Origin of the sequence: Paenibacillus stellifer, assembly GCF_000758685.1 — a bacterium.
GTDB lineage: Bacteria > Bacillota > Bacilli > Paenibacillales > Paenibacillaceae > Paenibacillus_AQ > Paenibacillus_AQ stellifer.
Genome location: NZ_CP009286.1, coordinates 4,070,510 through 4,084,396, shown reverse-complemented (window position 1 = coordinate 4,084,396; position 13,887 = coordinate 4,070,510). Strand labels below are relative to the sequence as shown.

Below are 13,887 nucleotides of genomic sequence, written 5' to 3'. Positions count from 1 at the left end.
TGTCAAGAGATGAAGGTGGTTGTTAGTGGCAAGCGGACACGGCAATATTCCCGAGGAAGTTATCGAAAGCGTGCTGGCGCGTCATGATATTGTCGATACCGTAGGAAAGGTTGTCCATCTCACCAAGCGGGGTAAATATTTATGGGGCCTCTGCCCGTTCCATTCGGAATCCACCCCGTCCTTCACTGTAACTCCGGAACGAGGAGTGTTTCACTGCTTCGGCTGCGGCATGGGTGGAAATGCCATCAAATTCAGGATGGAAATCGAAGGGTTATCCTTTCCCGAAGCCGTAAGAACAATGGCCGAAGAGAGCGACATTCCGGTGCCGGAAGGTGCGGGCTCACAGTCCGCACACAGTCCCGAAGTGGACCGGCTGTATCAGGCGTATGAATGGTCTGCGAAGTTCTATCACTATCTGCTGAAGAATACGGAACACGGCAAAGCCGCGATGGAGTATTTAAGATCCCGGAAATTCAGCGATCAGATGATCGACCAGTTCCAGATTGGATTTGCGCCAGACCGCTGGGATACGCTTCTGCAGTTTCTGGAAAGACGGGAATTCGATCTCGCCGAGATGGAAAAAGGCGGTCTGCTCTCATCCAGAAGCGAAGGCAAAGGCTATATCGACCGTTTTCGCGGACGGATTATTTTTCCGATCGCGAACCGTGCGGGCAAGGTGGTGGCGTTCGCCGGGAGAATTCTCGGAGAAGGCCAGCCGAAGTATTTGAACTCGCCGGACAGTAAGCTTTTCAATAAAAGCCGGATTCTGTACAATCTGCATCAGTCCAAATCATCCATCCGCAAAACGCGGCAAATCGTACTGTTCGAGGGTTACGGTGATGTCATTTCGGCCTGGGATTCAGATGTGCATAACGGCGTTGCGACTATGGGAACCTCGCTCACGGAGAACCATGTGTCCATGATGAAGGCTCTGGCGGACGAGATTGTCATCTGCTATGACGGGGACCGTGCGGGACAAGCGGCGGCGATGAAGGCGATCCCGATGCTGGAAGGCGTAGGCCTGAGGGTTAAGGTTGCCGTACTGCCGAGCGGACTCGATCCCGATGAATTTGTGACCCGCTACGGCGGAGAACGATTCAGGGAACAGATCGTGGAGTCGGCAGTATCCACTGTAAAATTTAAGCTTATATATCTGAAAAAAAACCATATACTCCTAGAGGAAGACGGCAAGATTGCATATGTCAAGGAGGCGCTGCAAATTATCGCTTCCCTCCATTCCTCGACAGAGAGAGAAGTGTATTTGAAGGAAATCGCCTCCGAGCTGGAACTGAGCTATGACAGTCTGAAGCAGGATTGCAATTTGCTGCGGGCTTCTATGCAAAAAAACATGCCCGAAGGGGATAATAACGATAAAAGGTGGAATAATGGTAGGCATAAAAAAGGGCAGGTGCAGGCAAGAACGCTGCTGCCGGCTTACCATGCCGCCGAGCGGAGCCTGCTGTCGCTGATGTTTCAGGATGGCGACGCTGCCGCCTATGTGAATGAACGGCTCGGCGAAGAATTCAACATCGATGATCATGCGGCAATTGCCGCTTATCTATACGCCTATTACGCTCAGGGCAAGCAGCCGGATATCAGCCGGTTTCTGTCCTCGCTGCAGGACGACAGGCTTGAGAAGGTCGCGGCTTCCATTTCCATGATGGAGACGCCGTCGGCATGGAGTCCTGAGCTTCTGGACGATTACGTCCGCGAGGTCCGGAAGTATCCTAAACAGCGAATGATGGAGAAGAAACGGGAAGAGATGATTCAGGCTGAAAAAGCCGGTGATTTTTTGCGTGCGGCACAAATAGCAAGTGAGATTATAGCCCTAGAGAGACAGTGACCGGTCTCGGAGGAAACACTAGGGAGGAGGGAGTCGAATAATGGCGAACGATCAGCATACCGAACTGGAGACGGAATTCACGCTCGACCAGGTTAAAGATCAGCTTATTGAGTATGGCAAGAAAAGATCTTCACTGAATATCAAGGACATCATGGAGAAATTGTCGCCATTTGACCAAGACCCCGAGCAGATGGATGAGTTCTATGAGCAGCTCAGCGATCTGGGGATCGAAGTGGTTAATGAGAACGATGAGGAAGTATCGCTTCGCCCGAATGACGAGAACGATAACGACAGCGGAGACGATTTCGGTTTCGATGACGATCTTTCGCTGCCGCCGGGCATCAAGATCAACGACCCTGTGCGGATGTATCTGAAGGAAATCGGACGGGTGCCGCTGCTCTCCGCCGACGATGAAGTCGAGCTGGCCATGCGGATCAAGAACGGCGATGAAGAAGCGAAGCGCCGTCTGGCCGAGGCGAACCTGCGCCTTGTTGTCAGCATCGCGAAACGTTACGTGGGACGGGGAATGCTGTTCCTGGATCTGATTCAGGAAGGCAATATGGGTCTTATCAAGGCCGTTGAGAAATTCGACCACAACAAAGGCTTCAAATTTAGTACTTATGCCACTTGGTGGATCCGCCAGGCCATTACCCGGGCCATCGCCGACCAGGCGCGGACGATCCGCATTCCGGTGCATATGGTCGAGACGATCAACAAGCTGATCCGGGTCTCCCGTCAGCTCCTGCAGGAACTGGGGCGCGAACCCACGCCGGAAGAAATCGCGGCTGAAATGGAGCTGAGCGTCGAGAAGGTACGCGAGATCATGAAGATCGCGCAGGAACCGGTGTCGCTTGAGACGCCGATCGGCGAAGAGGATGACTCGCATCTGGGCGATTTCATCGAAGACCAGGAAGCACTCGCGCCTGCGGACGCCGCTGCATACGAGCTGCTGAAGGAACAGCTCGAGGACGTGCTCGACACGCTGACCGAGCGTGAAGAGAATGTGCTTCGTCTCCGCTTCGGACTGGATGACGGACGTACCCGCACGCTGGAGGAAGTCGGCAAAGTGTTCGGCGTCACCCGCGAGCGTATTCGCCAGATCGAAGCAAAGGCGCTGCGCAAGCTGCGTCATCCGAGCCGCAGCAAACGGCTTAAGGATTTTCTGGAATAAAGGCTCTTTATGGACCTTCTGCTGCATGCGGCAGGGGGTCCTTTTGTTTTACAATATAGGAAAGCTGAAGCTGAGCATACATCATTGGTCTTCTATTTCTCGGTAAACGTTCGTGTCAGAGGACACTGCAAACGTTTATCCTTGAGTTCACCCAGCTACCGTCTGAAATGAGGGATAAGCCACTTGAACATGGAAAAAAGGGACATTATTTTAAGAGAAATCCAGTATTGGCGGCGGACCAAGCTGCTCTCCGAGCAATACTGTGATTTCTTGACCAATTTATATGATGACGAAGGAATGGCGAAGAACCAGAATCCCATTACGCTGAAGAATCTGCAGCAGGGAAGCATCAGAATATGGCTGTTTGCTTTTGGAATTATTTCCTTGATTTTGTTAATTGGTTTTTATTTTAGCGTTTTTCCATTAGGTTTGCAACTTGCTACTGCCCTGTCGATGCTGGTGGTGGCCTACGGTTATGCCGGTTTATTGAGAGATCGAATGCCTGCATTCAGCTTCTCGTTGGCGGGAATTGGAGGGTTTCTGACGCTCGGCTTTGGTCTATGGATAATCTCGCTGCATGAGCTAAATGAAGGGATTTGGATTCCCGTCCTTGTCGCACTGTGCGGCTTACTCTGGATTGCGCTCGGCTTCTTCCTCCGGATCGGCCTGCTTCATTTCAGCGGCTTCGGCGCGCTCTGCTTGCTGTATGCTGGATTTGCGGACAGGCTTCGCCCGGATGCCGGGGTCTGGGAGCTGCAGCTGCTCTGGCTGCCGCTGTGCGTGCTGATGATCTGGCTAAGCTGGCTGCTGCATCATCGGCTCAAGGGTGTGTCCGGCGTTTATTTCGGGGTCGGAGCTCTTCTCTGGCTTATGCCGGAGATCGATATGGTGCTTCTGGGCAAGGATTATCCCGGCTGGATGTCGCTGCTCCTGATCGGTAAAATCGCAGTGGAGCTTGCTGGGCTGTTCCTCTTTAGAAAAAAATGGATCGAATGGGTGACTGCATGAACAACATCAAATTATCGCGAAGATTAAGCCTGCTGCTGGAGCAGATTCCGGCTGGAGCCACGGTAGCCGATATCGGTTCCGATCACGCCCTTCTGCCTCTGGCGGCCGTTCAGACAAGGCGAGCGGAGCGGGCCATCGCAGGCGAGGTGAATCCAGGGCCGTTCCGCGCAGCTCAGAAGGCTGTACAGGACGCGGGCCTCGGCGATCTTATCTCCGTCCGCCGAGGTGACGGGCTTGCTGTGCTTCAGCCTGGGGAGGCGGACTGCATCACTATTGCCGGCATGGGCGGCTCCCTGATCGCCGCCATCCTGCAGCGCGGCGCTGAGCAGGGCAAGCTGACAGGCGTCCGGCGCCTTCTGTTACAGCCGAACGTCGGCGAGGACATCCTGCGCCGCTGGCTGCTTGCGAACGGCTGGGTGCTGACGGCGGAAGGGCTGCTGGAGGAAGACGGCAAGCGGTACGAGGTACTGACCGCCGAACCGGAGGACCCGGAGGCGGGGAGAACCAATGACGCACTCTATGCTAATGCGGCTGAGGCAGGAGGCGCGAAGCCGTACAGCATGGAGACGCTTCTGCTCATGGGCCCCTGGCTCATCCGGCAGCGGGGGCCCGTATTCGTAGACAAGTGGGAGGACGAAATCCGGAAGCTGGAGCGGATTTTTCATTCACTGTCCAAGTCGGAGCTGGAATCCGCAGACGAGAAGCGGACGGAATTTGAATCGAGGTTGCGGGAAATCAGGGAGGTGCTGTCATGACCGTCAAAGGTCAAACGGTAATTCAATATATGGAGCAGCTGGCTCCGAAATCGGTAGCTGAGGAAGGCGACAAAATCGGGCTTCAGCTCGGCAGCCTGAACAAAGAAATTACCGGTGTGCTGGTCGCGCTTGACGTGACGGATGATGTGGTGGAGGAGGCAATTGCGAAGGGCTGCAATCTCATCATCGCCCATCATGCGATTATTTTCCGGCCCATACAGCAGCTGCAGACGGACACTCCGATGGGTCGTCTTTACGAGAAGCTGATCAAGAATGATATCGCCGTGTACATCAGCCATACGAATCTGGATGTGACGGAAGGCGGGATGAACGACTGGATGGCTGAAGCTCTCGGCATCGAGAACACTGCTTCGCTCAAGGATATTCATACCGAGCAGCTGTCCAAGCTGGTCGTCTTCGTGCCGAAGGACCATCACCAGAAGGTGCTGGACGCCATTTTGAACGCGGGAGCAGGCTGGATCGGCAATTACAGTCATTGCAGCTTCAACATTGAAGGCGTCGGAACCTTTGTTCCGCGTGAAGGCTCCGATCCCTTCGTTGGCAAACAGGGCCAAATGGAGCGCGCAGAGGAGATCCGTATTGAGACGATCGTTCCGTTCAGCATCCGCAGCAAGGTGGTACAGGCGATGCTCAAGGCCCATCCTTATGAAGAAGTCGCATACGACCTCTATTCGATGGATCTTAAAGGCCGCAGCTTCGGCCTCGGCCGGGTCGGGCGTCTGAAGGAGCCAGTGACTCTGGAGCAGTTCATCGAGACTGTTAAGGCAGGACTTAAGGTTGATAAGGTTCGGGTTGTCGGGGATCTGGGCAAAAGCATTCACAAAGCGGCGGTTCTCGGCGGCTCGGGCGGCAAGTTCCTCTCCAGCGCTATTTTTCGCGGGGCGGATGTGCTCGTGACGGGAGATATCGACTACCATACGGCGCAGGATGCCCTGATGGCGGGCGTGGCACTGATCGATCCCGGCCATAACGCGGAGAAGATCATGAAGGAGAAAGTAGCCGAATGGATTAAGGACAAGCTGAGTGGCAGCAAGAACGATACGCCGGTATACGCTTCGGCTGTCGACACGGAGCCTTTTCAGTTTCGATAAGAGGACTGGAAGCCTGCCCAGAGAATTCTCTCTTAAGGGGAAAGTTAACACTTGTTATAGGTCGTATCAATCTGTATAATATACAATGTTGTTCGGAAAGTTTGACAGACAATCGCCGGCGGCCGCAGGGCCGCGGGAGGAAAGTCCGGGCTCCATAAGGCAGGGTGCTGGATAACGTCCAGTCGGCGCGAGCCGAAGGATAGTGCCACAGAAATGGACCGCCGATGGCTGCAGGTCGTCAAGACATGCAGCACAGGCAAGGGTGGAACCGAGGTGTAAGAGACCCCGAGGAGCGATGGTGACATCGTTCCTGGTAAACCCCACCTGGAGCAAGACCTAATGGAACGCAGCCGATTCCCTTGCGGATGAGGCAGCCTTAGCCTGAGGCGCGTTCGGGTTGGTCGCTGGAGCTGTGCAGCAATGTACGGCCTAGATAGATGATTGTCGCTCACAGTGGGAGGGTAGTTCCCGACAGTACCACAACGAGCACAGAACCCGGCTTACGGCAAACTTTCCTAAACTGGCAACACCTTGATATGACTAATCAAACGTCATAAAGCGGCGGCGCATCCGATAATCCGGAGGCGCCGCCGCTTTTTGTACTTGCTGTTAGAGGGCCGGAGTCCCGGCCAGGCTGTTCCACTCTTCAATCGCTTCGCCCAGCCGCTCTACGGCGAGCGGCAGCTGCTTCGGCGGTGTATGGGTGAAGTTCAGCCGCATTGCATTGAGCTTCGGCTGCCCCGGGTAGAAGACCTCGCCTGGTACAAAGGCGACGCCTCTGTCCAGCGCCAGCGGCAGAAGCCGGGTAGTGTTGATAGAAGGGTCCAGCATCAGCCACAGGAACATGCCGCCCTGCGGTTCTTCGAAGGAAGCGCCCGCCCAACCGGCCGAATGCAGCGCAGCGGACAAGGCCTTCGTGCGCGAAGCATATTCGCGCGAGATCAAGGCGATGTGGCTTTCCAGATCGAAGAAGGACAGCAGCTCGGCCAATGCTCTCTGATCGATTGTGCTTGAATGAAGATCGGCGGCCTGCTTGGCCCGGGCAAGCGTCGCGATGAGCTCGCGGCCGCCTGTAATCCAGCCGGTACGGAGGGCGGGAGCGACGATTTTGGAGAAGGTGCCGGTGTATAGGACCGTGTCTCCGGCGCTAGCGTCGTCAAGCGCCTTCAGAGAGGGAAGCTGGCTCCGCTCTCCGCCCGGAAAGGCGATCTCCCCATAAGGGTTGTCCTCCAGAATTAGCGTATCGCTGCGGCGGCACAGCTCAAGGGCAGCTTTCCGGCGTTCTTCGCTCCAGGTGGCTCCGGTCGGATTGCCGAAAGTCGGGACAGCATACAGAAGCTTGGGGCGGTGGGCCGTCAGCTTCCGCTCCAGATCGTCCGGGAGCATGCCGTCATTGTCACTTTCTACCGCCACGATGTTCGCGCGGTAGGAACCCAGCACCTGGAGAGCGGCCAGGTAGGTGGGGGACTCCACGAGAACGGTGTCGCCGGGATCGATCAGCATGCGGCACAGCAGATCGATCGACTGCTGCGAGCCGGTGGTCAGCAGGAGGTTATCGGGGGAAGCCTGGATTCCCTGCCGGGCAAGCCGGGAAGAGAGACGTTCGCGAAGCGGAAGATAGCCTTCCGTAAGACCGTACTGCAGAACCGAGGAGCTTCCCGACAGGACACGGGAATACGCCTCGCGCACCGCCTCAACCGGGAACAGGTCTTCACCGGGCAGCCCGCCCGCCAGAGAGATGACATCGCTGCCCTGGGTCAGCTTCAGAATATCGCGGACAGCGGACGAACCGAGATGATTCGCCATAACGGAATAGGAAGGTTTCATGAACTTTTTGCTCCTCGTTTTTGATTTTGATGGTATCATAGCGGCAGAGCTGTATAACAGTAAAGGAGCGAGTATAACAGTCGGAGGCGATTGTCATGCATATCGAGATTAACCGGGGCAGCGGCAGGCCGCTGCCGCTTCAGATCAGCGACACGCTGAGTCAGCGCATTTCGTCGGGTCTTCTACAGCCCGGGGAACAGCTGCCTTCCGTGCGTAAAATGGCGGAGATGCTTGAAGTGTGCCAAGTTACAGTCAGCAAGGCTTACGCCGATCTCGAAAGGCGGGGATGGCTGATCCGGCGTCAGGGGCTCGGCTGTTTCGCGGCAGCCCCGGGGAGCGGAGCCGGTCCCAAGCCGCTGGCGGACAGACAAGGCACAACCGGCAGCCATGCAGCCGGGAAGCGGGGAGCTTCTGAAGAGCAGCCGGCAGCGGCAGCGTATGCAGGGAAGCATGCGACCCGCTTCGCTTCAGGCCGGACGGAGCCGGAGTGGCAGAAGGATTATGAGGATTATTTGCCCCGCGCCCAGCTATGGCGCAATTTCAATTTCTCTGAAGCGGAGTACTCGTTTCATCTGGCTGCAATCGATTCCGGCATGCTGCCGCTGAAGGAAATCGGAGCCGCCATGACTTCACTTGTTGCGAAGCGGCCGGAGCTGATGTCGGCCTACGGCAATTTTCAGGGCGATCCTTCGCTTCGGGAGGCGGTGCGCAGGCATCTCCGGACCCGGGGCATCGTCCTTCCGCAGGAAGGGCTGCTGATTACGAGCGGAACGCAGCAGGGCATTGATCTGGTGGCCCGGACATTCGTCGGTCCGGGCGATACGGTCTATTTGGAGGCGCCGAGCTATACCGGAGCGATCGATGTCTTCGCCGGCAGGGGGGCGGACATGATCGGCGTCCCCGTTGATAAGGACGGGATGCGCGTCGATCTGCTGACCAAGCTGTGCGACCGGCGGCCGCCCAAGCTGATCTACACGGTTCCGACGTTTCAGAACCCGTGCGGCGCCACGATGAGTCTGGAGCGGAGACAGCGGCTGCTGGAGCTGGCCCGCAGCTACGGCTGCCTGATTGTGGAGGACGACCCTTTTTCCGATTTGCATTTTGGGTCGCCACCGCCGCCATCCATCAAGAGTCTGGACACGGAAGGTCATGTCGTCTACATGAAGAGCTTCAGCAAGGTGCTGGCTCCCGGATGCCGGGTGGCCGGGGTTGCCGCGGAAGGCGACATTCTGGAGCGGCTCACCGCCGCCAAGGCGGCAAGCGATCTCGGCAGCCCGCTGCTCATCCAGCTGGCTGTGCTCCCTTTCATCGCAGACCGGTATGAGGCATACATGAAGGGATTAAGATCCGCGCTGAAATCGCGGATGGCACGTGCGGCGGCGCTGCTGAAGCGCCATGCGCCGAAGGGGGTCCGCTGGAATATCCCTGGAGGCGGACTCAACTTCTGGCTGGAGCTGCCGGATTACATTGATACCGGGGAGCTCTACAGCCGGGCAATCCGGGAGGGCATCTCCTTTCTGCCGGGCAATGTCTGCTATTCGGGCGAGCCGCCGGCCCATCATATCCGCATCTGCTACGCCCAGATGGACGAAGCGAAGATGGAGCAGGGGCTGCTGAAGCTGCTGTTGCTTCTTGCGGAAGCAGCAGGGGACTTCAAAGCAGGAGAAGGCGCCAAATAAAGAAGCCAGCCAAAGTGGCTGACCTAATTATTCGAAGAGCGGCCGCGCTCTTCTTGAATATCAATCTCTGATCCAAGCGAGCCTGAGCCTGTTCATTTCACTTGAGCGGTTGTTTCGCTCTGCTTGATCGCTCTACTTACATCGTTCTGCTCATCGTTCTGCTTACATCTTTCTTGCTTAGCATACACCACTCTGCCTACATCAGGCCTTTCAGCCGCCGCTGAAGCTGCTGCAGCCGGCTCTGGACATGCTGCGGCCACTGCTCGACAGCAACCCCTTCCCCGGCTGCGGCCTGAAGGGTGCGGTATACATCGAGCCGGCCCCAGCCGAAATATTTGTCATGTCCCTTCGCGCCCAGATCCACCGCGTTCTTGGTCATGAGACTCATGACCTCCTTGTTGGTCAGATCGGGATTCAATGAGCGGACCAGACCCGCTAGGGCGGCCGCATGGGGGCTGGCCATCGAAGTTCCGGACAGCGCGGCGTACTGGCTGCCGATATAGGTGCTGGCAATGCTCTCGCCCGGGGCGGCAACATCTACATAATCTCCGTAGTTGGAGAAGGATGCTCTCTCGTCGGAGGCGGTGGTCGCGGCTACTGCCAGTACCTCGGGATAGGCGGCGGGATACCCGGGCCGTTCCGTATTGTCGTTGCCCGAAGCCGAAACCAGTACGACATCCTTGTTATAGGCGTATTTAATGGCGTCATGCAGGAACTGGGAATCCGCATAGTTGCCCAGACTGAGGTTAATGACCTTGGCGCCGTGGTCAGCCGCCCATATGATGCCTTCCGCGACGGAATACGTCGTGCCCGCGCCTGTGTTGTCCAGCACTTTGACCGGCAAAATCTTATTGTACCAGCTGATGCCGGCTACGCCCTCGCCGTTGTTGACCAGGGCGCCGATAATGCCTGTAACATGCGTGCCGTGGCCCACATCGTCATCCGGCAGTCCTGAGCCGATGATGGCGTTGTATCCTTTGAGCAGCTGCCCCTTCAGGTCGGGATGGTCGGCCTGCACGCCCGTATCCACGACAGCCACCGGGACTGTGTTGCTTCCCCGCGACAAGTTCCATCCCTTGCCGGTCTCAATGACGGGGAGATTCCATTGGTAAGCGGAGAAGAGCATGTCGTTCGGAGCAGCATCATATGTCATATTTTCGCTGACGGTATCGTTGGTTAAATACATATAGTGAGGCTCGGTGTACTGCGGATGCCATCTGCTTTCGAAGTAATTCTTAAGCTCCGGATACGTCATGTCCGACGAACGGAAAATATAGGCATACCCCAGCTTGCGGGGCGCGCTGCCGTGGATTTCGCGGGCGATGGCCTGCAGCTGCCGGTTATCCGGAATCTCGTTTCGAAACCGGACGACGATTTCGTTCTCGTAATAGTGGCTGGCGTTCTCGTTGTCATGCCCGGTCTTGACAGTAATGTCCCGCAGTGTATCGGTATGAACGGACTCCACCCGGAACCGCCCTTCCTTCGGATAGGGAATAAGCCGCAGATTCTTCTGCTGATGGTTCGTGACCTGTTTAAGAACCGTCCGGTCGATCAGGCCAATGACGCCGTACCGGCCGTCCGAGCTGCGCTGCCCCATCAGAAAATAGCTTTTGTCCCCGACAGTGAATGCCGGAGATTCATAAGCGCCCTGCCGCTTGATCGCCGTCTTGGCTGCACTTAGGTACTGCTGCATAATCTTCTCCTGCTGCGCTGTACCTTTGGGCTGCACCGACTTGAAGGTGCTGGCCTTGCCGGTGGAGAAGTCGATCCACATCAGCATGGCGATATGCCCGTGGCTGCGCTGCAGCTTTCTGGCGTAAGACGCAACTTGATCGGCGGGCTGTCCGGCGGCCTTCGACAGCATGGTTTTCAAATCGCGTCCTGCATCGAGGTGAGTTAAGGATTCCGTTGTCTGCACGTCCTGCGAAAGATACGTTTTCTTGACAGTCTGCTCCCGGGCAGCCTGGCTGCGAACGCTCTTGGAATTACCGGTTTGCGAAACCCCGGCTTGACGAACGGTTCCGTCATTCGAAGAGCGAACGCCGAGTATGAGCGCCGAAGCGCAGACGGTCGTCAGCAGGCCGGCAATCGCGATATTTTTTCGGGACATACTTTCCGCTCCTTCCTGTGTTATCTGCTATCGTTAGCATGGAAGGGACCCGCCAGATTTATACATGCGTAAAAAGGATACCGCCAAGGCAAAATTTGTGATAGGATAGACATGAAAACGATTAATTTGCAAGTAATTTTGTAACACGACGCCAAGGAATTCTAAGGGGGATGGGCCGCCATGTCAGCCAATGTTCAAAAACTGTGCGAATCCACAAGAGAAAAACTGAAAATTGCCATCGAAAAACTGGAATTGTTCCTTAACCATAACGCAATGCCGCAGCTTGCCGAGGGCGGGCAGGATGAAGAAACGACCCGCTACTATGAGGGCTTTCTGTCTGACTTGCGTCATTTGCTGGTCTTCTCCGAAATGTCGTACGAGAAGCTGGGCGTAGCGCTCCGCCGCGCCAATTTCGACGAGGATTTTGCACAAAAGGCATTGTACAACGTGTATCACTATGGCGTGAACAACTTCTTCTACCCCAAGAATGAAAGCTATTCCGAGGACGGCCGTTACGCCTACACCGGGCAAGACGCGATCCGCTTCCGCAAGAAGCCGGTTCAGGCGGCGCGCAGCATTGTGCTGGATATTACGAAGGTGTATGAAGATCTTCGCGACGAGCTTACCTATTACGAAAATGATTATTTGACGGAAAAGCGAATGCAGAACCAAGTGTAGACAAGAGGCTTCCGGCGCCATGCGAGCGCCGGAAGCTTTTTTATAATATCAGAAAGCATAAACGCCGCAATGAAAGCCGACTCCCGTATTACCGTCTGTGGCTTCTTTTGGCTGTCCGAACATCGAATATCGACGTCTTGGCAGGGACATAATGATTCCGAGGTGATCATTAATGACCAATACCGCGAGAACGGTAGTCAACTGCAGCGTAAGCAACTGTAATTATTGGGGAGAAAGCAATGTGTGCCGCGCCGAATCCATCATCATCGAAATCGACAAGCATTCCGGAAACCGCATCAAAGAAGAGTATGCCGAAGAGATGACCTTCTCGGATCATCGCGATGTCGCCAACAATTCCTCTGCAACCTGCTGTCTGACCTTTAAGCCAAAAGCTTAGGAGGCCGCCATGGACAATGAACAGAGAGGCACTGAGCCTGTCCGGTCCAGACGCAAAAAAATTATGATCCGTCCCCGGACTGATTATCCTCGCAAATCGCCCGAGCACCGGGAGGAATACGCCGCTGAGGTCAGTCCGGTGCCGGTTCGAGACCGTTCGCCGGAAGTGCAGGGAGCTGCCGACAACGATGATGCATACAAGTCGGTCGGCTATGCCGCTGTAGGTCTTGGGCTTGCATCCCTCTTCATCTGGCCCATCATTCTTGGACCGCTTGCCGCCGTGCTGGGTTATTATGCCTACAACAACGGCCGCAAAACGGCAGGAGCCTGGGGGCTTGGGCTGGGCATTGTCGCTGTACTCAGCTATTTTGTGATGATTCCTTTTGCCCGCTGACACAGGCCAAGCAGGAAGAAGACCTTCAGGTCCGGTAATACGGATCTGAAGGTTTTTTGCTAATAGTCTAAGCCTTGAGCTTGAATGCGAAACGTTCCGTGCAAAGGAAGCCGCTTCCTGGTAAAATAACGAAATCCTTAATTATTCCGGCTCTTCTGCCGATAGATTAAGTAACAGAATGAAACCAGGAAAGAGGGTATGCGGCAGCATGAATATCAACCCCGCCGTAACCGGCCGGATCGAGCAGCTGAAATGGATTAATCTGAAGAACTCTTCTAGTGCTTCGGGAGCCGCGTCGGTTGAAGATAAACAATCAACAGGAGATTCGAGGTTCCAGACCATCCTTGATGATGCATCGGCCAAAAGAGCCTCGGAAAATATGTCCTCTCAGAGCACGGCATCTTATACCGAGGACGGTCTACTGTGGCAAAATCTCGGTGGTGCAGTTGATTCTATTTCCGGGGAAATAGCAGGGCTAGGCACAGAGAGCAAGCCGACCAATTACGAAGATCTCATTCAGGCTGCGAGCGCCAAATACGGTGTACCGGCAGATCTGATCAAAGCGGTTATCGATACGGAATCATCGTTTAATCCGAATGTTGTCTCTTCCGCCGGGGCCAAGGGACTTATGCAGCTCATGGACGGAACGGCTCAGGGACTAGGGGTTTCGGACCCATTCGATCCCGCACAGAGCATTGACGGAGGCACTCGTTATTTGTCCTATCAGCTGAAGCGGTTTGACGGACAGGTGAACATGGCGCTTGCCGCCTATAACGCCGGACCGGGCCGCGTGCTGAAGCTAGGCGTCAACTCGGACGCGGAGCTATTGCAGAGGCTGGACGAGCTTCCGAAAGAGACGCAGGACTATATCGCCAAAATTGAACGCGCGCGAAGCAAATACGCGCTATAATATA

The 13,887-nt window shown here is 55.7% G+C and carries 12 protein-coding genes and 1 other RNA gene; 11 read left to right on the top strand and 2 right to left on the bottom strand.

Features of this window, described 5'->3' with window-relative positions; all coding sequences use genetic code 11:
• Nucleotides 1–25: 25 nt before the first annotated feature.
• From dnaG to rnpB, 6 genes are all read left to right on the top strand, one after another.
• Nucleotides 26–1,843, top strand: coding sequence for a DNA primase (gene dnaG, locus PSTEL_RS18905; protein ID WP_038697724.1), 1,818 nt, complete (start codon nt 26–28; stop codon nt 1,841–1,843).
• Between the two features lie 40 nt (nt 1,844–1,883).
• Nucleotides 1,884–3,014: an RNA polymerase sigma factor RpoD gene (gene rpoD, locus PSTEL_RS18900; protein ID WP_038697722.1), complete on the top strand. Its 1,131-nt coding sequence runs from the start codon at nt 1,884–1,886 to the stop codon at nt 3,012–3,014.
• Nucleotides 3,015–3,197: 183 nt separating this feature from the next.
• Complete coding sequence (locus tag PSTEL_RS18895; protein ID WP_038697720.1) at nt 3,198–4,022, top strand: hypothetical protein; 825 nt, start codon at nt 3,198–3,200, stop codon at nt 4,020–4,022.
• Nucleotides 4,019–4,777 carry a tRNA (adenine(22)-N(1))-methyltransferase gene (locus PSTEL_RS18890; protein ID WP_245624986.1) on the top strand — a complete coding sequence of 253 codons (759 nt, stop codon included), beginning with the start codon at nt 4,019–4,021 and terminating at the stop codon, nt 4,775–4,777. The genes PSTEL_RS18895 and PSTEL_RS18890 overlap by 4 nt, the downstream gene beginning before the upstream one ends.
• Nucleotides 4,774–5,889 (top strand): Nif3-like dinuclear metal center hexameric protein, encoded by a 1,116-nt coding sequence (locus PSTEL_RS18885; RefSeq protein ID WP_038697718.1) that lies wholly within the window; start codon nt 4,774–4,776, stop codon nt 5,887–5,889. Before PSTEL_RS18890 ends, PSTEL_RS18885 begins: the two co-directional genes overlap by 4 nt.
• Nucleotides 5,890–5,985: 96 nt before the next feature.
• Nucleotides 5,986–6,407, top strand: an RNA gene (gene rnpB, locus PSTEL_RS26580) — RNase P RNA component class A.
• A 91-nt stretch (nt 6,408–6,498) separates the two neighbouring features.
• Here rnpB and PSTEL_RS18880 read toward each other — a convergent pair.
• Nucleotides 6,499–7,716, bottom strand: a complete 1,218-nt coding sequence (locus PSTEL_RS18880) for an aminotransferase-like domain-containing protein (protein ID WP_038697716.1) — start codon at nt 7,714–7,716, stop codon at nt 6,499–6,501.
• 95 nt (nt 7,717–7,811) lie between these two features.
• Here PSTEL_RS18880 and pdxR point away from each other — a divergent pair, with 95 nt between their 5' ends.
• A complete protein-coding gene (pdxR, locus tag PSTEL_RS18875; protein WP_038697714.1) occupies nt 7,812–9,395 on the top strand; it encodes a MocR-like pyridoxine biosynthesis transcription factor PdxR in 1,584 nt (527 codons plus the stop codon).
• Nucleotides 9,396–9,591: 196 nt separating this feature from the next.
• Here pdxR and PSTEL_RS18870 read toward each other — a convergent pair whose 3' ends face one another.
• Nucleotides 9,592–11,505: a S8 family peptidase gene (locus PSTEL_RS18870; RefSeq protein WP_038697712.1), complete on the bottom strand. Its 1,914-nt coding sequence runs from the start codon at nt 11,503–11,505 to the stop codon at nt 9,592–9,594.
• Nucleotides 11,506–11,685: 180 nt separating this feature from the next.
• On the opposite strand from PSTEL_RS18870, the gene PSTEL_RS18865 reads away from it, so the two are divergent.
• The 4 genes from PSTEL_RS18865 (at nt 11,686) to PSTEL_RS18850 (ending at nt 13,883) form a co-directional block, all read left to right on the top strand.
• Nucleotides 11,686–12,183 (top strand): YpuI family protein, encoded by a 498-nt coding sequence (locus tag PSTEL_RS18865; RefSeq protein ID WP_038697710.1) that lies wholly within the window; start codon nt 11,686–11,688, stop codon nt 12,181–12,183.
• A 172-nt stretch (nt 12,184–12,355) separates the two neighbouring features.
• Nucleotides 12,356–12,580 carry a DUF1540 domain-containing protein gene (locus tag PSTEL_RS18860; RefSeq protein ID WP_038697708.1) on the top strand — a complete coding sequence of 75 codons (225 nt, stop codon included), beginning with the start codon at nt 12,356–12,358 and terminating at the stop codon, nt 12,578–12,580.
• A 9-nt stretch (nt 12,581–12,589) separates the two neighbouring features.
• Entirely contained in the window at nt 12,590–12,973 is a 384-nt protein-coding gene (locus PSTEL_RS18855) for a hypothetical protein (protein ID WP_038697705.1), read from the top strand.
• A 208-nt stretch (nt 12,974–13,181) separates the two neighbouring features.
• On the top strand, nt 13,182–13,883 hold the full coding sequence (locus PSTEL_RS18850; RefSeq protein WP_038697703.1) for a lytic transglycosylase domain-containing protein: 702 nt from the start codon (nt 13,182–13,184) through the stop codon (nt 13,881–13,883).
• Nucleotides 13,884–13,887: the final 4 nt, after the last annotated feature.